The sequence below is a fragment of the Candidatus Palauibacter polyketidifaciens genome, assembly GCF_947581785.1.
GTDB lineage: Bacteria > Gemmatimonadota > Gemmatimonadetes > Palauibacterales > Palauibacteraceae > Palauibacter > Palauibacter polyketidifaciens.
The window spans coordinates 137,776-161,329 of the sequence record NZ_CANPVO010000013.1; the positions used below are offsets into that span (position 1 = coordinate 137,776).

The following is a 23,554-nucleotide window of genomic DNA, read 5'->3' on the forward strand; positions in this document are numbered from 1 at the left end:
GCGTGCGGCACTGTGCACTTTCACCTTATGAAGTAGATGGGGGCCTCGATTTGCTGTCAAGTTGCGTCCGAATCGGTATTCCCCGACTCCGGGTCGGGCGACTTCGAGCCCTGCGGTTCCGGGAGGTCGTAGGCCGTGCGCACGGGACGCACGGGCCGGATGAGCCAGTGCGGCCGGCGCGTCCCGTCGGGAGAATGCCGCCGGGCTCCGCGCGTCTTGTCTAGCCAGCGCCGATACACCTCGTGCGACCGCTCCGTGTCGACGTGAATGTCCCCGTGGCAGTCGCGCCGCGACGCCTTGACCACGCGCACCGCCTGGTGCCAGCAGTGCATGCCGGACACGGGATCGGGGTGCACCGGGAAGGTGAGGTTCTGATGGACGCCCACATCCGTCCACCAGATCCGCGACGTGTCCGGATCGTCGGTCTTGTACGGCGCCGCGCCCTGCCTGCGCGACAGCTTCCAGTCGCCGTCTTTCCCGCTGAGGGAAACCGTCGCCATGAGTTGCCGCTGACCGGCGACGCGTTCCCGCTCGCCGCGCCCGGCCGTACCGGGTTCGCCCCCGTTCGGGCCCGCTGCACCGGCGTCCGCCAGCTTCCAGCGCCCCATGTGGTGGCTGCACGCGACGACGCCCGGCTTGATCCCCTCGGTCACCCACGCCTTGAGGACGAAATGGCCGATCTCGGTCTCGACCCGCACGAGATCACCCGTCTTCACCCCCTTCCGCGCCGCGTCGGACGGGTGGAGCCAGAGCGGATTCGTGTGGGCGATCTCGTCCAGCCACTTGGAATTGGCTGAACGCGTGTGGATCTGCACCGGGAGCCGGAAGGTGGAGATGAGACACATCTGGTCCGGCTCCATCGCGGCCGGGTGCACGTGGCTCCTGATGTAGGCGGGAACGGCGTACTCGGGCCAACCCCAGCGGACGAGCGTCGGGGAGTAGAACTCCAGCTTGCCGCTCGGGGTCGGGAATCCGCGGCGAATCGTGTCTTCCACGCGAACCCCCACCGGGCGCCGCCCCTCCGGGTCGGAGTCGGGCGCACCCATGGGCGCCAGGTTCACCGCGGCGGAGGCGGGGGCCCGCGTGTAGATGCGGCCGAACTCGTCTTCCCGCGCGTCGTCTAGCTCCTCGGCCGGAACGGGCCGCTCGTGAAGCGGGCCGATGTCGCGCGCGACCTCGAAGGCGCCGTAGCGGCGCATGTAGTCCAGCGGCGAGATCCCCTCCGCGGCGGCCGCCTCCGGCAGGCCGGGCACGGAGTGTTCGAACATCCAGGCGTAGTACTCGTCCACCGTGAGGCGCTGCCCGGGATTCTCCTTCGACTCCACGAACTCGCGGATGCCGCGGCTCCCGTCGGGGTCGATGCGCCAGGAGAGTTCGAGCCAGAACTCGTTCTCCTCCCACACCTCGCCCGGGTTCGTGTGGCGCGTGTCCGCCACCCGCTCGCCGAGGCGCTCGCGCGCGGAGCGGAGGACAGGCTGCCGGAAGCCGATCCACTGTCCGTCGTGGGTCTCGTAGGAGTGGAGGTCGTGCCGCTCGGGTCCGTGCCCCATCGGAAGGACGTAGTCCGCGAAGTAGGCGGACTCGTTCCAGGTCGGCGTGAGCGCGACGTGGAGTCCGAGCTTCTCCTCATCCGTCAGGGCCTCGATCCACGCGAACCCGTCCGGGTTCGTCCACACCGGGTTGTACACGCGCGTGAAATAGACGTCGAGCTTGCCGCGTCCCTCCCTGAGGAGGTGGGGGAGGAGGAAGGAAACCTCGTACATCGCCAGCGGATACTCCTCGGGCCACGTGAGTTCGTTCCAGTGCTCGGGGTGCCGGGGCATCCGGATCGGCTTCGGGATGAACTTGTTCCACGTGCTCGGATAGGTGCCACCGGGGGTCGCGACGGAACCCGTGAGGGCGTTGAGGAAGAACAGGGTCCGGGCCACCTGCCAGCCACCCTCGTTGCCCGACGCGGCGCTCCGCCAGTTGTGCGTGGAGAGGCGCGAACCGGCGCGGGCCACGAGTTCGGCGACCTCGCGGATCTGCTCCGCATCCACACCGGACTCCTCCGCCGCCCACTCGAAGGTGCACGCTTCGTACAGCTCGCGGAGGACGGCCTCGAACGATTCGAAGGTGCGGGGGAGATTCGGCTTCTCGGCGGCGAGATACTCCTCCCAGTTGAACCAGCGCCGGACGAAGTCGCGGTCCCAGGCCCCCGTTGCGATCAGGTGATTCGCGATCGCGAGGAGGACGGCGGCCTCGGAGCCGGGCTGCGTGGGGAGCCAGTGGTCGGCGTGCGTCGCCGTGTTCGACAGGCGCGTGTCGAAGACGATGAGCCGCGCCCCCTTCTTGACCCCGTCCAGGATGCGCTGGGCGTGGGGGTTGAAGTAGTGCCCCGCCTCAAGGTGCGAACTCACGAGAAGGATGACGTCCGCGCGGGCGTGGTCGGGGCTGGGGCGGTCCATGCCGAGCCAGAACTGGTAACCGGCGCGCGCGCTGGAGGAGCAGATGTTCGTGTGCGAGTTGTGGCCGTCGACGCCCCACGCGGCGAGCAGCCGTTCCGTGAACCCGTCCTCGCCCGGCCGCCCCACGTGGTACATGACCTCGCGCTGGCGACCCTCGTCGATCGCCTTGCGGATCCGCGTGGCGATGTCGTTGAGCGCCTCCTCCCACGAGACGCGCACCCACTTCCCCTCCCCGCGCTCGCCGGCGCGTTTGAGCGGGTAGAGGACGCGGTCGGGATCAACGATCTGGTTCAGCGTGGCCGGGCCCTTGGCGCAGTTCCGGCCGCGGGAGCCCGGATGCTCCGGGTTCCCCTCGAACTTCCGCACCTGCAGGGTGTCGCGGTCCACGTAGGCGAGGAGCCCGCACGCGGACTCGCAGTTGAAGCAGGTCGTGGGCACGAGCATGTAGCGCCGTTCGCGCTTTTCCGGCCACGCTTTCGAGTCGAGTTCGACCCAGTCGTCCCAGCGTTCCCGCGGGGGGAAGGCGGCGAGCTGGGCGCGGCTGGGGCCGGGATAGAAGGTCTCGCCGCGACTTTCGGTCTCGGAGCGCGCCGCGCTCACGCGCTCGCTGAGTTCGCGGAGCCGCCGCGAAACGTCGTCCGGGCCCGAGCCGTTGCCGCCCGCGCCGGAGCCGTTGCGGCCCGGGCCGCCCGGATCGCTCATGCGAGGGGCACGGACTGGCCGGCCTGCACGTACGCGTGCTCGTGCGCGAGAAGCCCCGCGAGGGCAGCGATGCCGATCAGCGGGGCGACCCAGGCGCCGCCGAGCGGGCTCACGGTGAGCGCGGCCGCCAGCGTCACGAGCACGATGCCGCCCCAGAACCACGGAGCGTAGCGGCCGCGCACCATGTTCCGGGCGGCGAGCGCGGCATGGGCCGTCGCGTGCGTGAGGGTGAGTTCGGCGAGCACGAGCAGGAGGTGCGCGACGGCCGTGAGCCCCACGAGCCGGCCCAGCGCGGCGGACCCGCCGAGCGACGGGACGAGCATCAGGGCCGCGCCGCCGGCCAGCACCGCCTGTACGAGAAAGTGCGGCGGCAGGAGCGGATTCTGCCACAGATCGCGCGCCCTCGCCTGCGCGAAGAGGTAGGCCGTGTAGACCGCGGTCATGCCGGCCAGCGGCGCCCCCGCCCACGCCATCCAGCGCGTCGTCTCCGCGGCGCCGGCGCCGCCGACCAGCGCCGCCCCGAGGTGCGCGGTCAGGGCCAGGCCGTAACCCGCGATCACGAACGCCCCGCGCACGAGCCAACTCTTCATGTGCGGTCTCGTGAAGATGAGGAAGAAGCGCTTCGGATGCTCGAGGTCCCAGATCAGCAGCCCGCCGGTGAGCGCGAGGGCGGCGAGACCGAGAAGCGGCGTGAGGGTGAGCCAGGCCCCGCTCTGCCACGCGAGCCCGCCCAGCAGGCAGAGGAGGAGCACCGCGAGATACACGCCGGCGGAGACCCCCTTGGTGAGCGTGTACAGGCTCACGCGCCAATCCCACGGCGCGGTGTGCGAGACATCGTAGGAGAGAATCGCGGCGGCCGAGGAGTTCGGGCCGTGCCGTCCGTCCGTTCCCATCGGGTGCGGTTGGCCCGAGCCGACCTCGTGCGAGCCCGCGGGCTGCTCGCTCCACATGTACAGCCCGCCGCCGGGACGGACGGCGGCCAGCGGATCGAGCGTCGCCTGGTGAGCCCCCTTGTAGAACAGCTTCGGGTGTGTCTCCTTCTCCGGCCGCCGGACGCTCACCGGGTCACGCCCCACGTACTGCGAGACCTTCGATTCGGGGTCGTCGAGGTCGCCGACGATGATCGCCTCCGTCGGGCACACCGTGACGCAGGCCGGCTCCAGCCCCATGTCGATGCGGTGAGCGCAGAAGTTGCACTTCTCCGCCGAATGGTCGTCCGGGTTGATGAAGATCGCATCGTAGGGACAGGCGGCGATGCACGCCTTGCAGCCGATGCAGATCGACTTGTCGAAGTCCACGATCCCGTCGGGACGGCGGAACATGGCCTGGGTAGGGCACGCGGTCGTGCACGGCGCGTCGTCGCACTGGTTGCAACGCGTGACCTGGAAGGCTCGTCGCGCGGCGGGGAACGTCCCTACGTCGGCGTACTTCACGTAGGTGCGGGTGACGCCGAGCGGGACTTCGTTCTCCGACTTGCAGGCCGTCGTGCAGGCGTGGCAGCCGATACACCGAGTGTGATCGATGACCTTCGCCCAGCGGGCCGTCTCGGTCCCTGTCTCTGAGGACTCCGGCATGCGTGCTCCCCGTGGGAGGTTCGGTGCGGTCGCGACGGCGCTCGCGCGTGGGCCGGCGGTCACATGGCGCTGCTATGTTCCATCGTGGCGCCGAACCGGGCAAGCCCGTTCACCTGGTGAGCACGATTTCCATGCCGGGGAGGTCCACGCCCGCTGCTTCCACACGCCACCGCTCGCCGGGGGACAGCGGCTCCAGGGCGGTCATCGTCCCGGTGCTCACGACACCGCCGGCAGGCGAGTCCTCCTGCCCGGCGAAGCGCGGGAGGAGACGCGGCACGAATTCCAGCGCCGCCAGCGGATGCCCGAGGACATCGCTCCCGCGTCCGCGGGCGACCGGCGTCTCGTTCCGGAAGAGGCGGACCTCCAGGTCGTCGAGGCGGGCCACCCGTTCGTCGAATCCGGGTTGGCGGACGTTCACCGGCCGGCCGACGACGAGCGCCCCATGAAGCCCGAAGTCCGCGACGGAATCCGCCGGCGTGAGGTGCCACTCGGGGTAGTGGCAATCGACGATCTCGAACCCGAGCGCCACCCATTCCGGACGCCCCTCGTCCGCCACCTCCTGCGCGAATCCGAACACGACCTCCACTTCAATCATCGGAGCGTGGAACATCCCGATCGGGATTTCGGCCGTCGGCCCGGCGAGCCGCAGGGTACGGTCGTAGACCGGGGCCAGGATCGGTTCATCCAGCCCGAAGCGGGGCCAGATTGCCCGGTTCGTGAACCCGACCTTGCAGCCGATCGGATGGTATCCGCGCCGCCGGAGCCGGCGGTCGAGCGCTGCGCCGACACGATAGGCCTGATCCAGCCCGAACCCTTCCGCCCGCGTTGTCGGCGGCTGTGTCGTCCCGCGCCCGTCACGAGCGGACATGAGGTCCCGCGCGAGATCCGCTTCGAAACGCGCCGCGGCGGCGGTGCTCTCGTCGTCGGCGACGATTTCGGTCTCGGCTCTGGTCATGCGCGGCTCCGGGTCGAGGTCCGGCCGGGGCTTGCGGCCCAAGCTTCAAAACCGGACGATTTTGCTAATCGTAACGTCTCGTGAGAGAGGACGAGATGCCCTTTGAGAGCATAGATCCGACCACGGAGGAACGGCTCGCCTCGTTCCCCGCCCTCGATGCCGCCGGGATCGACGCGGCGCTCGGGCGGGCGCGGGACGCGTTCGAGGTGTGGAGGCGGGTGCCGGTGGCCGAGAGGGCCGAACGTCTTCTCGCGCTGGCGGAACTCGTGGAGCGGGGTAAGGCGGCGTACGGCCTGCTGATGACGCGCGAGATGGGCAAGCCGCTGGCCAGCGCGGTCGCCGAGGCGGAAAAATGCGCCTGGGTGTGCCGCTACTACGCGGAGCACGGGGCCGCGCACCTGGCGCCGGAGCGCTTTGAATCCACCGGCACGCACTGCTGGGTGGAGTACCACCCCCTGGGCGCGGTGCTCGGAATCATGCCGTGGAACTTCCCGTTCTGGCAGGCCATGCGCTCCGCAGTGCCGACGGTGCTGGCGGGCAACGTCTTCCTGCTCAAGCACTCTCCCAACGTGCCGCAGTGCGCGGTCGCGCTCGAGGGACTGTTCTCGCGCGCCGGATTCCCGGAGGGCGTGTTCCAGAACGTCTTCGTCGAGGTCGAGGACATCCCCCGCGTGCTCGACGACCCGACCGTGCAGGCCGCCTCTCTCACGGGCTCCGTCGCCGCCGGCTCCGCGCTCGCGGCCGAGGCGGGACGCCGCATCAAGACGACCGTGCTCGAACTCGGCGGCAGCGATCCCTTCATCGTCATGGAGAGCGCGGACATGGATCGAGCGGTCGCGACCGCCGTCGACGCCCGCATGTGGAACAACGGCCAGTCGTGCATCGCCGCCAAGCGGATGCTCGTCCAGAGTTCGATCGTCGACGAGTTCACCGAGCGGCTCGTCGAACGCGTGGCGGCGCTCCACGTCGGCGACCCGAAGGAGGCCGAAGTCGAAATCGGACCGCTGGCCCGCCGCGACCTGCGGGACGCGGTCGCGGAGCAGGTGGAGGCCACCGTGGCGGCCGGTGCCCGCGTGGCCACGGGCGGGCGCGTACCCGACCGGCACGGATGGTTCTACGAGCCGACCGTGCTCACGGACGTCCCGGACGGGTCCCCGGCCACGGATGACGAGATCTTCGGTCCGGTCGCCAGCATCTTCGCGGTCGCCGACATCGACGAGGCCATCGAGCGCGCGAACGCGACCGACTTCGGCCTCTGCTCCGCCATCTGGACGAACGACCCCGAGGAGCGGGCCCGGGCCGTCCGCGACCTGGAGGCCGGCGGCGTATTTATCAATGGGATGTCCGCCTCCGATCCCCGCGTCCCCTTCGGCGGCGTCAAACGCTCGGGCTACGGGCGCGAACTCGGCCCCCACGCGATCCGCGAGTTCGTGAACGTGAAGACGGTGTGGGTCGGCGACTGACGCGTCCCGATTGCACGAGGCCGGTCCTCACGGAGTCAGCGGCGACCGGTACCCTTCGCGGGAGAGGAAATCCAGATAGCCGGAGAAGGCCGCGTCGACCTTGTCCCGCGTCAGACCGAAGTCGACAAGATCGTACTTGTGCCGTTTTTCGCTTCGCCGCTGTTCGGCCTGTACCTCGAGCCATGCATCCATGGCGGCCACGGCCTCTTCCTCCAGCGGCCAGCCGAAACGGTCGTAGATGCGGGCCAACATGGCCATCGGGTCCTCTACGAAATCGTAGAAACTGACGTCCATCCACCGGTCTTCGAGTTCGGGGTGGCGAGTACGAAACTCCACTGCGCAATCGAGTATGCGACTCATGAATTCGAGTTGTTCCGCCCCGAGATCTGCGGGCGGTCGCGGCGGGGCGGAGAGGTTGCGGACCCTCTCTACGAGACTGTTCCAGGATCCCATGAACTGCGCGGGTTCGCGATGGGTCTGAATGAAGAGGGCGTCGGGGTACGTTTTGATGAGCGCTTCCAGTTCAAGGAGGTGGAAGGGCATCTTGAGCAGCCACTGACCATCGCGGCCGTTTCGCCGCTGTCGCCGTTGATGGGTATAGCTCTGCATCGCGCGCCGGTGGAAGGCATAGCTCTCGCCCGCATCCCTGCCGGCGAGCCAGCCCGCGAAGCCCGGGATGTGGAACCGCACGGTGGTGCTCCAGGCCGCAAATCCCATCCTGAGGAGTCCCAGATCCTCTTCCGGCTCGTTCACGTCAAAGTGATGCACGCCCTTGAACATGTCGACGATCCCCGACGCGTTCAGAAGTTCCTCCGCGAAGGCCCGCCGCGGATCGTTGGCCGAGCCGGTCAGGTTGGCGTAATCGCCGCCTGCAAGGACCGGCTCGACATACTCGTAGCCGCGTAGCGTCCAGAACCTCGGGTCACGAGCCATCAGGCGGTGCAGAAAGGTCGTGCCGGTGCGGTTGATTCCGACGATGAAGACCGGCTGCCTGACCTCCCGTTCCGCGATCTCCGGATAACGCTCACGCTCGGCCGCCAACGCCGCGTTGTTGCGCAACAGGCGCATAAAATCGAAGACGATGTCACCGTACCGTTCGGTCCGGACCCCGGCCCCCGGATCCGTAACCGCCTGCACGAGGCGTTCAAGTCCGTGGAGCTTCCAAGCGGGAAACGCCACGTCGAAGGAGACACCGTACTCCCGCGCGCACGATTCGGCTCTGCGCACGAGGTGGTCGTAGTCGAGGCGGCTCTCGGGTATGCGGTACGGCCATCGCTCGCGATGAGCCCGCAGCCAGTCGCCGGAACGCCGGAGCATGGTGTACGCGCTCGGCCACTGAATCGGGTCCGGACAATCGGCCCGCACGGCGCGGTCGCAGACTCGAAGAGACGGCGCGGTCGCGTTCCCGCTGAACCAATACGGCGCCCCGTGATCGATCAGGCTCCAGAATCCGTGGAGGGGTGACTGTTCTCCCCGCGCCAGACAGGCCCGCTTGAACGCTTCGTACGAGACGGTCTCGTAGTACAGTCCGAAGTCGGCGAGCTGCACGTCGTGTCCCAGGGACGGATCTTCGGAATAGTGATAGATCGTGAAGCGCCGGTCGGGATTCAGCGAAATCGCCGCCATGGTGTCGGCCACGACATCGGCCGCCGCCTGGCTCCACTGCAATGTGAACCCCTCCGGCATCCATTCCACATCCACGACCGAGGCCACCAGCCGTACGACGACATCGTCGGCATTGCCGAAGCCGGTGCTGGAGGCGTTCGCGTGCGGCAGGCGGAAGAGGGCCACGGGCACCCCGGCTCGGGCCGCGTGGAGCAGGGCCTGTTCGACCACCAGCTTGGTCCAGGGGTACCCAAGCAGGCCAAGCGGAAAAGCGCGTTTCATCGTCGCGATGTCCGGTTGCATTTGGTGCGTGATGCGACGTCCGGAATACTCGTTCGCGAAGGCGCAGAAGTACTCGGGGAAAATCCCCATGGTCGACGTGAAGAAGATGGGCTTCAGGCGCGTCGTCAAACACAGGTCGAGCACGGCGCGGATGCTGAACGTGTTGGTCCTGCGCAGAGCGGCGTAGGAAGTGGACAGGCTCAGGCTCGCGGCAAGGTGGTAGACGGCATCGATCCGCTGGCAGAGATCCGCGAATTGGGGCGGCTCCAGGCCGAAACGCGGAAGATGGATGTCTCCCGCCAGCGCACGGATGCGCGGCGCGAGCGCGTCATCCTCGATTCCCGCCTCTTCCAGGGCTGCCCGGATGCGCGCCAGCGCGTGGTCGGAATCATCCGCGCGCACGATGCAGGTCACGGCCAGGTTCGGGTTCCGCCGCAGGAGGTCTCTCAGTAGAAAACGGCCGAGGAAGCCGGTCGCTCCGGTCAGCAGCACCTCTCGGAAGTCGGCTGGACCGGCCGGCGCGCCTGCCGCGGAACGACTGGATGCCTCGTCGATGAATCGGCGCAGCGCATCGAGATCGTGCCGGCATTGAGGCGGGAGGGTTCCCGTGAGCGTGGGAACCTCGCTGCGCAGAGTGTCCGCTTCAGGCACGTGCCGCTCCGCCGGGATCCCGGGTTTCGCCCACGAGCGGCAGGCTTCCGCGGGTCACGGGGGCCGGGTGGACCTCGGGATCCAGCGCGAGTTGAAAGGCCGCGAGGGCTTCGGAGATGCCGTCTCCGGCGTAGCGAAATTCCTCCGGGATGGCCCTCCGCCGTGCATCGGCCCGGTCGAGCGCCGCCTGCCTGATCCCGTCCTCCGCGCCCGGCGTGGGAGTCGGCTCCGGCCGGGTATGGCGGACGGTCGCCAACTCCGAGTCCAGATATTTCTTGAATTCGCGGATCACGGTCTGCTGGCGCGTGAACTTCTCGCAGTGATGACCAGTCGCGGCAAGTCGAATCGCCAGGGGCATCATGCGGGGATGGTCTTTGGAGACCTTCGCGACGTAGCGCGAGAACGCCGGAAGCTGGTCCTCGGTCAGGCGTCGTCGGATCCCCATGATCCCCGCATAGAGTGCGTGCTCGCTCACGGACTTGTGGATGTGCGGCACGGGGTTGAGGTGCTCGAGCAGCGTCAGGCAGCGCTCGAAGTAGTTCTCGAGCGTCGAATCGTAGATCGTCCCGATGACCCGCAGATATCCCTCCACCAGCGTGGCCGGGTCCATCTGCGGCCTGAAGTTCAGCGAGGTGGCGTTGATCTCGATGGGCTTGTCCAGCAATCGGCCCTCCTGCTCGAGACGCGCCCACAGGTTGGTGTCCTTGAGCGCGGTCAGCAGGCCGACCAGCGCGATCGGGATCCCGGTTTCCTGAATGAAGTCGATCTGGGCGTCGAACGCGGTCTCGTCATCCTCATCGAGACCGAGAATGAAGCCGCCCTGCACCTGCATCCCCTTCTGCTGGATCTTGCGGACGGCGGTGAACAGGTAGTTGTCGTCGCGCACGTTGATGTTCTGAGGCTTCTTCATCTTCTTGAGAGCCTTCGGATTGGGCGTCTCGATACCCAGGAAGACGGTGTCGAAGCCGGCCTCGATCATGACGTCCATCAGGTCGTTCATGCGGACGAGGTTCACGCTGGCCTCGGTAGACAGCGTAAACGGATATCCGCGCTCCTTCTGCCACTCGGCGATCGCCGGCAGGAGACGCGTCACCTCGCGCTTGTTGCCGATGAAGTTGTCATCGACGAGGAAGAGCGGGCCGCGCCACCCCAGTTCGTGGAGATGATCGAACTCGGCCACCATCTGCTCGGGCGTCTTCGTGCGCGACACGCGGCCGTACAGCTTGGTGATGTCGCAGAACTCGCAGTCGAAGGGACAGCCTCGCGAGAACTGGAGGCACATGGAGTAGTAGTCGCTCATGTCGATGAGGTCGAAGCGCGGAAGCGGCGTGACGGTCACATCCGGCTTTCTCGGCGCTCGATAGACCTCCTTCGCGGTGCCGTCCTCCAGGTCCTGCAGGAAGGTGGGGAAGGTCTCCTCGACCTCATCGAGGACGAAGTGGTCGATTCCCTCCATCTCGCGGTGGAAGGTGGTGGGGTGAGGGCCGCCGGCGACGACCGGAATCCCGGCCCGGTTGCAGCGCTCGACGACCTGCTCGAGCGACGGGCGCTGGACGATCATGGTCGACGTGAAGGCGAGATCCGCCCACTCCAGATCGCGGTCCTCGAGCGAGGTGACGTTGAGGTCGACCACGCGGAGGTTGTACCGGGGCGGGAACATCGCCGCGACGGTGAGCAGGCCGAGAGGCGGAAAGGCGGCTCGGATGCCCAGAAGGTCCAGGGCGAAGTTGTTGCCCCAGTAGGTGGGAGGGTGCCTGGGGTAGAGGAGGAGCGCATTCGGCATGGCTCAGGCCGCCCCTTCCGGGAAGTGATCCTCCGGGGCGTTCGCGAACGCGGACGGGGTGCGGCGGGCCCGTGGCCGGGAGACCTCGGCGGTGCCGCCGGATCCGCCGCCGTCCGTCTCGGCCTCGTCCTCGCCGGCGGCTTCCTTGCCATGAATGATGCCCTCCGCCAGCGACAGGGACGAGGCGGTGGTCATGAGCTCGAGCGCGCTGACGCGGTAGTTGAACTCGGCCTGGATGAACGTCCCGAGTTCGGCCACGGAGATGGAGGTCAATCCGAAACTCGACAGCGGTTCGTCCACCTCGCCGTCTTCGTGGCCGCAGAGCTCGGCGACCTTCGCGGCAATCTGCTCCACGACGCTCTCGAGCGTGAGTTCTCCGCCGGAGCCCGCCTCGAAGGCATCGTGATTGTGCATCACCCGCCCGATCCGCATGTAGTCCGGGAAGTCGACGGTCCACGCCGGACGCTCGAAGAGCGAAGTGATCAGGTGGGGTCGGTCGGAAAGCGCACGCAATGCGTAGTCGAGGTTCGCGATGGCGAGGTCGGAGCTCACCGGCGGCATCCCCGCGGCGCGCATCATGCGCAGCACCGGAAGACTGCGGGCGGCCATGCCCGCGTCCGCCACGGCGGGCATGTTGTAGGCCAGGCAGGGCAGGCCCTGCCGGTGTCGGGCCGCGGCCAGCCCGTCCAGGAAGCCGTTGGCCCCGCTGTAGTTGATCTGTCCCGGATTGCCCAGCATCGAGGCGGTGGACGAGAACAGCACGAAGTGGTCGAGATCGTGACCCATGGTGGCCGTGTGAAGATGAAGCGCGCCGGAGGCCTTGGGCGCGAACACCCTCTGCAGCGACTCCATCGACATGTCGTCAAGCAGGCGATCGTCCAGTGCGCCGGCGAGGTGGAACACGCCCTTGAGCGGCCGCTCGAGTTGCTGGACGCAGCGTTGAACGTCGGCTTCCACAGCCACGTCGCCGGGCACGATGTCGATTTCGGCTTCGGCCTCCATGTAGACGAGCGCACTCGCGCGCCGGACCCACTCGGCGTCCCGGCGACGCTGGGGATCGCGGTCCATCAGCGTGAGGTGCCGCGCGCCCGACGCGACCAGGTAGGGGATCAGACGCAGCCCGAAACCGCCCAGACCGCCCGTCACGAGATAGGTGGCGTCGGGGTCGAAGAGAGGGCGGATATCGGCGATCGGGAATCCGGTATCCGTGGCGTCGTGCGGCGCCTTGAGCACCAGCTTGCCCTGATGCCCGCCCGTCGTCATCAAACGCAGCGCCTTGCCGTAGTCCCGGTAGGAGAACACGGTGACAGGGAGCGGCGGCAGCGCACCCCGCCCCAGCAGATCCATGCACGTCTGGGAGATCTCGCGCGTCAGGTCGGGATCGTCCAGCATCAGACGGTCCACGTCGATGGCCGCGAAGCGGAGATTCTTCCGGAAGATCCGCAGCCCGAGGTCGTTGTCGGCGTAGATGTCGATCTTTCCGATTTCGCAGTGCCAGCCGCCCGGACGGAGCGCCCGTAGACAAAGTTCGATGTGCCGCCCGGCCAGGGAGTTCAGCACGACATCCACTCCATCGCCCCCGGTCGCCGCCAGCAGGTCGTCGTACCAGTCGTAGCTGTGCGAATCGAAGGCGCCGCGCACCCCCATCGCCAGGAGTTGCTCACGCTTGCTTGCGCTGCCGGCCGTCGCGTAGATCTCGGCGCCCACGTGCCTTGCAAGGGCGATCGCGGCCTGCCCCACCCCACCCATCGCGGAGTGTATCAGGACGCGCTGGCCCTTCCGGAGGCGGGCCAGGTGAATCAGGGAGTAGTACGCCGTGACGTAGACCGACAGGGTCGACGCGGCCTCCTCCATGCTGAGCCGGTCCGGCTTGGCGAAGACGAGGTACTCGGGGACGACCGCGCGGTTGGCGATGCAACCGCCGGCGATGAACGCGACCCGGTCGCCGACGGTACAGTGCCGCACCTTCGAGCCGATCCGCGTCACCGTTCCGCTCCCCTCCATCCCCACCTCGCGGCCGAGTGCCGAACGCTCGTAGGCAAGGGCGGGCAGCAGCCCCAGCGTGACCATCACGTCGCGGAAGTTGAGCGCCGCGGCTTCGACGTCGATGTGCACATCGTTCGGCCCGACGGGAGGGAGTTCGTACGTCTTCATCTGGAGGCCGGCGATCTGGCCCGGGTTGTCCAGCGTCAGCCGATACTCCGCATCGTCGCCCGCGGCCACCTGGGAGTACCGCTTCCTGATGCTGGAAATGCGCGGCGCCCACAGCCGGTTCTCCCGCACGGCCAACTCCCGCTCGCGCAGGTCGCGCCGTGCCAGCCGGGCGAGCGTCCGGAGATCATCCGCGTCGCCAAGGTCCACCAGACGAAAATCGAGCTTCGCTTCGTCGCCGACCTCCATGGCCATGCTGCGCACGGCGCCCCACAGCGCACTGCCCCGCGGGTGTTCCACGTCGAAGGCCGCGCGGCAGGTGACCACGCTGAGACGACAGACATGATTCGCGTCCGCCCGACGGGCGGACACGAGCGCCTGAACGAACCCGATGAAGTGTGCGGCCGCCCTCTCGCCGGTCGGATCATCGGGATCGGCACCGCAGAAGTAGTCGATCGCACGCAAGTCGGCCGCCTGCGACCAGGCCTCGAGCGACTCGAAGTGTCCGCTGACGACCGCCCCGTGAGGAATGGGTCGCACGGTGTCGGGGGCGTCCAGCAGCGCGATCCAGCCGGAGGCCCAGCTTGACGGCTCCCCCAGCACCCAGCGTGGTCCCGGAAGCGGGCGGTCCGCGGTTTCGGCGTCGTGGACGTGCGGAGCCTGCAACAGCGTGGTACGCCGACCGGCCCTGACGATCGTCCACCCCTCACCGGGCTCGATGCTGTCGCCGTCGCTGTGGCGGACCAGGGCCAACCCTCCCTCGACGCTCAGGCGTTCCAGGAACTGCCAGCCATCCGAGCCGGGGAAGTCGTCCGATCCGTGCAGGAACATGATCTCGACGCTGCCGGGGCGAAGGAGCCCCTCGTCCGTTGAAGGCTCGGACGCCGGGTCGAGGCACTGGAAGCGCAGCGCGGCGTCCCGCTGGTTGAAGGCGTCATAGTAGCCCCGGGCCGTCTCCTCGCTGTCGCCGAGGAGCCAGAACTCGGACCGGGCTTCCGGGCGCGTCAGGTGGTCCAGACAGTCGGCCAGAATAGTCCGGTCGGGTTCCCTGGATCCGGCAAACTCAACCACATGAGCGCTGTACCCTCCGTCTCCAGCCACCCGTTCAAGCGCCGCAATCAAGGCGGCGGGCTCGATCTCCCCATCAGGCAGCCGGTCCTTGAGCGCCCTGCCTCCGGGAACGAACTTCGATTGCCAAACGACTTCGTGCTTGCTCTTCGGCAGATCGTTCCAGCGCGGATTCGAAGTAAAATACGTGTACTGTCCGATGTGGGCGATGAGATGTCCGGTGTCGCTGTCGTAGAAGCTGATCGCGCCGGCGGCTCGCTCGCCGCGCTGGACCGAGTACTGACCGCGCTCGTTCGCGTCCATCCAGTCTTCGCTGGGCCTGGTCACGTGGCACGTGATCCGCGGACCGGTGGGCGGGCGCAGGAACGTCGCCCGTTCGGCGCGCTGAGGGATGGCGAAGAGGTGGGAAGCGGTCAGGAGGTGCGACAGGAAGATCTGAAGCCCTCCATCGAGCAGCGGCGGGCACCCGACGTAACCCTCCTCCCGGCCCGTCGCCCAGAGTTCTTCGTCCATCTCGATGTCGACGATCAGTGCCCTGGATTCAGGGTCGAGTTCGAACAGCCGGATGGTCTGGAAATAGGGACCGTATTGGAAGGTCTCGCTGAGAACCGCCTCGATCCGTTCGTAGAAGTCGCTCCGCTTGGCGAAGACCGTCTCGCACGAGGAGCGGTCGATGTCCTCGAGGCGGGCCGGCACCCCGGTCGGGTGCTCGGCCTCGATCAGGGTCACACGGCCGCGGCAGTGAACCTCGCTCGTGGCGTCCACATCGTACGACCGGGACGAAATCGTGAAAGTGAACTCGTCGGACGCGGTGGGAACCGGATGCAGGGCGGTCTGCAGTCGTACCGGCTTCCCGGGCACCGGGCACGGCTGCAGGAACTCGAGAACGTCGAAGTGAACGGGAACGCCCCCCAGTGCCTGAAGAACGAGCTCGATGTAGCCCGCCGCCGGCATGATCGCGGCGTGGTGCACGCGATGGTCCGTCAGCCAGGGAAAGTCCTTCTCCGAGAGCCGCGCCTCGAAGAGCAGGTGGTCGCTCGGCACCCGGTGGCCCACCAGGGGGCCGTGAGAGTACTGGCCCCGCCGGACGAAAAACTCGTCGTCGGTCAGGGGATCGATCAGCGCCTGCTCGTCGCGCGGATGGCCGGGAAGGAGGTGGGCGATCGGGCGCGGCCGCGGATACTGAGCCGCAAAATCCAGGGCGACGCCGGACCTGAATAGCGAGGCAAGAGCCTGCTGAAAACCCAGCCGGTCGTCCGAGTCCCGCTGGAGGCTCGGAATGCTGGCCGGCGTCGGCGAGGTCCGTTCAAGACACTGGGCCACCGCGGACTGGAGCGCGCTGTGAGGGGCGATTTCCAGGAACAGATCCGGACGGAATTCGCGCACGATCGTGTCGATCGCGCGCGCGAACTGCACGGGTTCGCGGATGTTCGTCCACCAGTAGGCGCCATCGAGGCGTTCCGTCCGGTCGCCGGTCACGGAGGAAACGAAGGGGACCCCGGCGTCGAATACGCAGTCATCCAGGAACGCCAGGGCTTCGCCAGCGTCGTTGTGGATGGGATCCATGGCGGAGGAATGGAACGCGATGTTCCCGGCGAGCAGCTGGTTCTGCACGTTGCGGCGGTCCAGCTCCGCCATGACCGGCCTCAACTCCGCCTCCCGACCGCAGACGACGACGCTGGCCGGTGCGTTTTCGCAGGCAATCTCCACCTGCGTCGGACGGTCCCCGCCGGGCCGAAAAGCGACATCGAGCGAGTCGAGCACTTCCACCACGCCCGGGAGGTCGAGGCCGATCGCAAGCATCCTCCCTGACCCGGCCCTGCGCTGCTGCAGCGTCGCGCGGTGGTAGACCAGCCGCGTCGCCTCCGCGAGCGGCAGGGCCCCGGAGGCGTAGGCGGCCGCGACCTCCCCCGAACTGTGCCCGACGACGCATTCCGGATGCACGCCCCAGGTCTTGAAGAGTTCGAAGAGGGCGCACTGGATCATGAAGATCGCGGGCTGCGCGAGCCGGACCTCGTTGAGCTCCTCCTGCGAAGCGTTGAAGCAGGCGTCGCGCAGCGAAGTGTCGGAGTGTGTCCGCCAGTGGTCTTCGACGGCGTCGACCGCCCTGCGGAAGACGGGATCGGCGTCGTAGAGCCCGCGGCCGCAACCCGCCCATTGGGTGCCCTGACCCGCGAACACCATCGCGATTCGGCGTTCACCATCGTCGGTCGTGTTGACGTTCGAGGGGTTTTCGGCGAATTCGTCGAGCGACGCGAGCAACTCCTCCCGATCTCGCACCGCGAAGGCGGTCCGGGTGGCGAAGTGCGTGCGACGGCGGCTGAGGTTGCCCGCTACCGTGTCGAGGTCGGACCCGTTCTCGGCCAGCTGTTTCCGCAGCCGCCGGGCGCCCCGCGCCAAGGCACTGGCGGTGCGCGCCGAAAGCGGGATCATGAACCCGCCCCGTGAGGCGGGATGCGACGACCAGACGCGCGGCTGCGAGGGCTGGTATTCCCGGACCACGCAATGTCCGTTGGCGCCGCCGAAGCCGAAGGAATTGATGCCGACCACCACCGGCCGGTCCGGGAACGGTTCGCATTCCGTCTGCACCTGCATCCGGCCGCCGTCGAAGTCGATCTCCGGATTCGGGACGACGAAGTTCTTCGAAGTGGGCGCGAAGGTGCGCCGCTGCATCATCAGAATCACCTTCAGCAGCGCACAGTGGAATGCCGCCGCTTCCATGTGCCCCAGATTGCTCTTCACGCTGGAGACCCGCAGCGGCACGTCGCGGTCGGCCGCCCCGAAGGCCTCCATGATCGCGTTGCCCTCGATGCGATCTCCGACCACGGTGCCCGTCGCGTGCGCCTCGACGTAGTCGAAGTCCTCCGGTGCGCACCCGGCGCGCGCGCAGGCCGTCCGCATCAGGTCTACCTGCGCGTGGCGGGTGGGGGCGGTGATGTAGCGGCCCTGCGCGAGCCCGGAGCTCCCGTCGGCTGCACCGGCCGCGTTGACGGCAGTCCCCTCGATGACCGCGTGGATGTGATCCCCGTCGCTCTCGGCCGCCGCCAATGGCTTGAGCGCGAAGGTGAACGCCCCCTCCGAACGGATGTAGCCGTTGGCGTCGGCGTCGAAGGAATGGCACTTGCCATCGGGACTGATAACGCCCAAGGCATTGAATGACGCGCTGAGCCGCGAAGTGCCGAGGTAGTTCACCGACCCCACGACGGCCTGTTCGCAATCGCCGCAGCGGAGCGCGGTCATGGCCGAATGGAGGGCGGTCAGGCTCGCCGAGCAGGCCGTGCAGTACGTAATCGACGGCCCCATGAGGTTGAAGTGGTACGACACCCGGTTGGCCAGCATGGCCAGGCTGATCGTCGTGACATCGAACGGACCCGCACCGTGCATGGGGCGCCAACTGGCCACGGCCGGGACCTGCGCCCCGATGAAGACGCCGGTCGAACTGTTGCGCAGTGAGTGAAAGTCCCAGCCGACGCGCTCGAAGGTCTCCCAGGAGCAATTCAGCAACATGCGCACCTGCGGATCCATCGAAAGCACCTCGTCCTGCGACAGGCCGAAGAGCTTGGGATCGATCAGCTTCTCGCCGTCCTCACGGATCAGACCTTCATGGGGACTCGCGAATCGTCCCGGACCGGAGAAACGGCCAACCGGCCGATAGCCTCTGCCGTACCTTTCGGTCACGGGCTCCTGGACGATCTCGCGTTCACGCAGCAATCGCCAGAAGTCGGAATCCGTCAGGATCCCGCCCGGCATTCGATAGCTGTACCCCACAACCGCGACGGGGGACTCGCGCGACACGGCGGTCATTCTACGGCCGCGACGGCTTCGGGCAGCGCCGGGCCAAGCCTGCCTTGTGCATGGATTTCATCCGCCGACCGCCGGGTGCAAAAAAATGCCGGGAACGACCCGGCCCCCCTGGGGGCCTGTGACGGGCCGTTACGCGGGCTCCGGAACCGGATTTTGCCGCCGAATCAGGAGCCTTCGGCGGACTTCCGCACGACCTGGTCGGCGGCGTCGAACAGCTTCTTGCGCCATTCCTTTCGCCGATTCCGGAACGCTTTCACCATCTCCCACAGCGCGTCGCGGACCTGCTCCACGATTTCCTCGCGCGACTCCTCCGACAGCGTCGTGCCGCTCGTGAACTCGTACTTCTCAATCGCGAAATCAGCGATGTCGAGAATGTTGTCTCCGACGACGGCGAAATCGACCGCGTTCCTCATGGCGGGGGCTTCGCGTGGTTCGTTCATCCGCTTCATCCTCGTGGAAGGGGTGGTTGGGGGTTGCTGATCCTCCTGCCACAGAATGAATGGTCGCGGGCGGACTTAGTCAACCGTCTTCACGTCACCCTGGCGCTGAGTCCAGGCGCGGTTCACGTGCACGGTCAGGACATCGGCGTTGTGGTACTGGTGGTGCTTGACCGATGAGGCGTGATGCCGCAGCAGCGCCAGCGACAGGTCCCGTTCGCTCGTCGGGTCGGGACGGTCCCCGAGCACGGCCAGCTGGTTCTCCAGGTTGCCCTCGTGCGTCGCCGCGGTGAGCTCCAGCCCGGCGCCGAAGCGGAGGTTCCGGGCCACGACGCGCAGTCGTCGCTCCCTGGGGGCGGGGGCCTGTTCCTCCGTCTCCTGGGGCAGGAGGCTCAGGAGCGCCTCCTCTGCCGCCGCCCGCAGGCGGTCCGTGGCCTTGCCGCTCCACTTGTACCGGTCCGCAAAGTCCTGGAGGAACCTGTCGAGTTCCGGGAGGTTCTCCGGGCGCAGCGCCACCTCGATCCTGTGGCGGCGGGGTCCGGTCACGTCGAGGAACAGGTTCAGCAGCAGGATGGACAGCCCGCCCACGGTGAGACCGTTCGCCAGCATGCGGCCCATTGGCGTGGCGAGGTAGGCGGGGAAGATCGCCTGGAACTGGACTCCGGCCCCGATCCAGAACGCCAGGCCCGCGATCAGCGAATACTGCCGGTCGATCCCCTCCTGAAAGAGGATCCGCATGCCCTGTACGAAGATGAGACCGAAGACGACCATAATGTAGGCGCCGAGCACCGGCGCCGGGATCGACAGGATGACGGCGGTGATCTTCGGCACGAAGGCGAGGGCGATGAAGCCGGCCCCGATGACGACGCCGACTCTCCGGGCGGCGACGCCGATGCCGCTCGCGAGCGCGATTCCGGCGATGTACGGCCACGGCGGCAGCACGCCGGCGAAGCCGGACAGGAGCGTGCCCGCCCCGCAGGCGGCGACGGACCCCTGGACCCGGCGGAAATCGACCGCCCGCGGCTCGCGCCGGGAGAGGTGCTGCATGCGGACGTTGTCGCTGACCTGCCGGATCGTGATCACGAAGGACACGAAGAGAAACCCGGGCAGGAGCAGCCAGAAACTCGCGTCGAAGCTCAGATCGAGACCGAAGGCCGGGGGAGTGGGGATCCCGATCCAGCGGGCCTCCGCCACGCGTCCGAAGTCGAGAATCCCGAAGATGGCGGCGGTCACGCAGCCGGCGGCGATCCCGATGACGGCGTTCCAGGCCCGCACCCACCGTTTCCCCCGGAGCAGAAGGCCGACGACGCACAGCATGGTGACCGCCGCGACGGTGGGGGCCGCGGCCGGCGGCGCGTTCTCCGGCACCCGCGTGAGCATGGCGAACGCCAGCGGCATGATCGTCACCGCCACGAGCGCCGTCAGCGTGCCCGACACGACCGGCGTGATGATGCGCCGGAGCAGCGCCAGGCGGGACGCCAGGACGAGTTGGCACAACCCCGCGACGAGCACGAGCACCCCCAGCAGCGCCGGGCCACCCGCGACGAGCGCGAGCGCGCCGACCCCGATCGAAGCCCCCGAGGCGCCCATGACGGTCAGCGTTCCTCCGCCGATGCCGGCGACACGCCTGGACTGGACGATCGTGAGCAGGCCGCCGATCACCATGCTCGCGAAGATCGCCCAGCGCAGGTAGTCGGGGCTCTGGTCCGCGACGCGCGCGACGATCGTCGTGACCACCACCAGGGGCAGGCAGACGAGGATTGCCGTCTGCGCGCCGATCACGAGGCTCATCGCGCGCGGCGGGCGTTCGTCGGCCGCGAACCGCAGCTTCGCGACGTCCGAGAGGGGTCCGTTCGCCATCAGCGATCCTCCGTTACGGGAGTCGGGAGAGCTTGTCCGTCAGCAGCTCCACGCATTCTTCCGGGGAGAGCGTCTCCGTGTCCAGGCGGAGGTCGGGGCGTTCGGGCCGTTCGTAGGGACTGTCGACTCCCGTGAAGTTCCGGATCTCGCCCCTGAGCGCCTTGGCGTAGAGGCCCTTCGGGTCGCGTTCCGCACACGCCTCAAGCGATGCGTCCACATGAACTTCCATGAATTCGCCGGGCTCGAACAGGCTGCGGGCATAGTCGCGTTCCGACCGGAAGGGGCTGATGAAGGCAACGATCACGATCAGGCCCGCGTCGACCATGAGGCGGGCGACCTCCGCTACCCGCCGGATGTTCTCCACCCGGTCCGCTTCGGTGAAACCCAGATCGCGGCACAGGCCATGGCGCACGTTGTCGCCGTCCAGAAGGTACGTATGCCGCCCCTCGATGGTCAGGCGGCGGTCGAGCAGGTTGGCGATGGTCGACTTGCCCGAAGCGGACATCCCGGTCAGCCACACGCATTGCGCGCGCTGGAGCTTGAGCCGCGAGCGGACCTCCTTCGACACGTCCAGATGCTGCCATTTCACATTCGCCGCCCGCATGAGCGGGAAGAGGATCGTGCCGGCCGCGGCGGTCGCGTTCGTGGCCCGGTCGATCAGGATGAAGCCGCCCAGCGCGCGTGACTCGTCGAAGGGCGCGAAGGGGACGGCACGGTTGGTCGCGAGGTTCACGGTGCCGAGGTCATTTGATTTCAGGACGGAGGCGGCCAACTGGTTGCCGTTGGATACGTCCAGCCGGTGCCTGATCCGGGTGACGGCGGCGCCGACTTCCCGTGAGTGGAGCTTCATCACGTACGGCCGACCCACGGCGAGAGGCTCGTCGTGCATCCAGACGAGGCGCGCCTGGAACTGGTCCGCCACCCCCACGGGTTCGTCGGCGTCCACGACGACGTCGCCCCGCGTGACATCGACGTCGGGAGCCAGCGTCAACGTCACGGCGTCGCCGCGGCCGGCGCGGTCGCGGGTTCGGTTCCCCACGAGGATCGACGCCACGCGGCTCTCGGTTCCGGCGGGCGAGATGCCGACGGCATCGCCGACCGCCACCGTGCCGCCGGCCACCCGTCCGCAGTATCCGCGAAAGTCGGCATGCGGCCGATTCACATACTGGACCGGCATCCGGAAGGGCCGGCCGGCGGGGGATTCCTCGACGTCCACGGTCTCGAGATGGGCGAGCAGCGTCGGACCCGCATACCAGGGCGCCGACGCGCCGTTTCGAGTGAGGTTGGCCCCGGTCAGCGCCGAAACCGGAATCGCCTCGACCGCAGCGAGACCGATCTCGTCGGCGATCGCGCGGTAGGAGGTCCGGATCGACTCGAAGATGCCCCGGTCCCATTCGACGAGATCCATCTTGTTCACGGCGAGAACGACGCGGCGGACGCCGAACATGGCCACGATCCGCGTGTGCCGCGCCGTTTGGGGCAGCACGCCCTTGCGGGCATCCACTAGGACGACGGCCAGGTCCGCGGTCGAGGCGCCCGTCGCCATGTTGCGCGTGTACTGCTCGTGGCCGGGCGCGTCGGCCACGATGAACCGGCGGCTCGGCGTCTCGAAGCTCCGGTACGCGACATCGATCGTGATGCCCTGTTCGCGCTCGTCCCGCAGTCCGTCGACGAGCAGGGCGAGATCGGTTTCCGTCCCCTGCGTGCCGTAGCGGACCGAATCCCGTTCGAGGCGCCTCAGTTCGTCCGAAAAGACCTGCCGGCAGTCGTACAGCAGTCGGCCGATGAGGGTGCTCTTGCCGTCGTCGACGCTGCCGCAGAGCACGAAGCGAAGGGTCGCCGGCACCGGCGGCGGCATCGGCGGCGGCATCAGAAATAGCCCTGCTTCTTCTTGAGTTCCATCGAACCGTCGCGGTCGTGGTCGATGAGACGCCCCTCGCGTTCGGAGCGATCCGTGCCGAGCGTCTCGGCGATGACCGCGTCGAGCGTATCCGCGTCACTCTCGACCGCGGCCGTCAGCGGGTAGCAGCCCAGCGTCCGGAAGCGGACGCGCCGTTGCTGCGACTCCTCGCCCGGGAGCAGCGGCATCCGGTCGTCGTCGACCATGATCCACCGTCCATCCCGCTCGACGACGGGACGTTCGGCGGCGTAGTAGAGCGGTACGATCGGGATCTCCTCCGCGCGGATGTACCGCCAGACGTCCGCCTCGGTCCAGTTGGAGAGCGGCGACACGCGCAGGGATTCTCCGGGCCCCAGGCGCGTGTTGTACAGGTTCCACGGCTCCGGACGCTGCGCCTTCGGGTCCCATTGGTGGGCCGCGTCGCGCAGGGAAAACACGCGTTCCTTGGCGCGCGACTTCTCCTCGTCCCGCCGCGCCCCGACGAAGATGATGTCGTGCCTGCCCTCGTCGAGCGCCTGCCGCAGCGCCGCCGTCTTCATGACATCGGTGTAGCGTTCCGATCCGTGATCGAACGGATTGACGCCCTCACGCAGCCCGTCCTCGTTGGTGTGAACCCGGAGTTCCACGCCCGCTTCCGCCGCCGTCCGGTCCCGGAAGTCAATCATCTCACGGAACTTCCATGTCGTGTCGATGTGCAGCAGGGGGAACGGCGGCGCGGCCGGCCAGAAGGCCTTCCGGGCGAGGTGCAGGAGCACCGACGAGTCCTTCCCGATCGAATACAGCATCACGGACCGCGACGACGCCGCGAGCCCCTCCCGGAGGATTTCGATGGCTTCGGACTCCAGCGACGCCAGCCAGGCGCCCGAGAGATC

The 23,554-nt window shown here is 68.0% G+C and carries 11 protein-coding genes; 1 reads left to right on the forward strand and 10 read right to left on the reverse strand.

Features of this window, described 5'->3' with window-relative positions:
- Positions 1 to 56: 56 nt before the first annotated feature.
- The 3 genes from RN729_RS02810 to RN729_RS02820 form a co-directional block, all read right to left on the reverse strand.
- Positions 57 to 3,149, reverse strand: a complete 3,093-nt coding sequence (locus tag RN729_RS02810; protein ID WP_310782156.1) for a molybdopterin-dependent oxidoreductase — start codon at positions 3,147 to 3,149, stop codon at positions 57 to 59.
- Positions 3,146 to 4,723: a 4Fe-4S dicluster domain-containing protein gene (locus RN729_RS02815; RefSeq protein WP_310782157.1), complete on the reverse strand. Its 1,578-nt coding sequence runs from the start codon at positions 4,721 to 4,723 to the stop codon at positions 3,146 to 3,148. Before RN729_RS02815 ends, RN729_RS02810 begins: the two co-directional genes overlap by 4 nt.
- 109 nt (positions 4,724 to 4,832) lie before the next feature.
- Entirely contained in the window at positions 4,833 to 5,678 is an 846-nt protein-coding gene (locus RN729_RS02820) for a hypothetical protein (RefSeq protein ID WP_310782158.1), read from the reverse strand.
- A 95-nt stretch (positions 5,679 to 5,773) separates the two neighbouring features.
- Here RN729_RS02820 and RN729_RS02825 point away from each other — a divergent pair, with 95 nt between their 5' ends.
- Complete coding sequence (locus RN729_RS02825; protein WP_310782159.1) at positions 5,774 to 7,141, forward strand: NAD-dependent succinate-semialdehyde dehydrogenase; 1,368 nt, start codon at positions 5,774 to 5,776, stop codon at positions 7,139 to 7,141.
- Between the two features lie 27 nt (positions 7,142 to 7,168).
- On the opposite strand, the gene RN729_RS02830 is transcribed toward RN729_RS02825, so the two are convergent.
- The 7 genes from RN729_RS02830 to cysD all read right to left on the reverse strand — a co-directional run bounded on the left by RN729_RS02830 (position 7,169) and on the right by cysD (position 23,536).
- Positions 7,169 to 9,679, reverse strand: coding sequence for an SDR family oxidoreductase (locus tag RN729_RS02830; RefSeq protein ID WP_310782160.1), 2,511 nt, complete (start codon positions 9,677 to 9,679; stop codon positions 7,169 to 7,171).
- Positions 9,672 to 11,462: a B12-binding domain-containing radical SAM protein gene (locus RN729_RS02835; protein ID WP_310782161.1), complete on the reverse strand. Its 1,791-nt coding sequence runs from the start codon at positions 11,460 to 11,462 to the stop codon at positions 9,672 to 9,674. Before RN729_RS02835 ends, RN729_RS02830 begins: the two co-directional genes overlap by 8 nt.
- Before the next feature lie 3 nt (positions 11,463 to 11,465).
- Positions 11,466 to 18,485, reverse strand: coding sequence for an SDR family NAD(P)-dependent oxidoreductase (locus tag RN729_RS02840; RefSeq protein ID WP_310782162.1), 7,020 nt, complete (start codon positions 18,483 to 18,485; stop codon positions 11,466 to 11,468).
- 164 nt (positions 18,486 to 18,649) lie between these two features.
- Complete coding sequence (locus RN729_RS02845; protein WP_310782163.1) at positions 18,650 to 18,925, reverse strand: hypothetical protein; 276 nt, start codon at positions 18,923 to 18,925, stop codon at positions 18,650 to 18,652.
- Positions 18,926 to 19,000: 75 nt separating this feature from the next.
- Complete coding sequence (locus RN729_RS02850) at positions 19,001 to 20,782, reverse strand: solute carrier family 23 protein (RefSeq protein ID WP_310782164.1); 1,782 nt, start codon at positions 20,780 to 20,782, stop codon at positions 19,001 to 19,003.
- A 13-nt stretch (positions 20,783 to 20,795) separates the two neighbouring features.
- Entirely contained in the window at positions 20,796 to 22,652 is a 1,857-nt protein-coding gene (gene cysC, locus RN729_RS02855) for an adenylyl-sulfate kinase (protein ID WP_310782165.1), read from the reverse strand.
- A complete protein-coding gene (gene cysD / locus RN729_RS02860) occupies positions 22,652 to 23,536 on the reverse strand; it encodes a sulfate adenylyltransferase subunit CysD (RefSeq protein ID WP_343218888.1) in 885 nt (294 codons plus the stop codon). Before cysD ends, cysC begins: the two co-directional genes overlap by 1 nt.
- Positions 23,537 to 23,554: the final 18 nt, after the last annotated feature.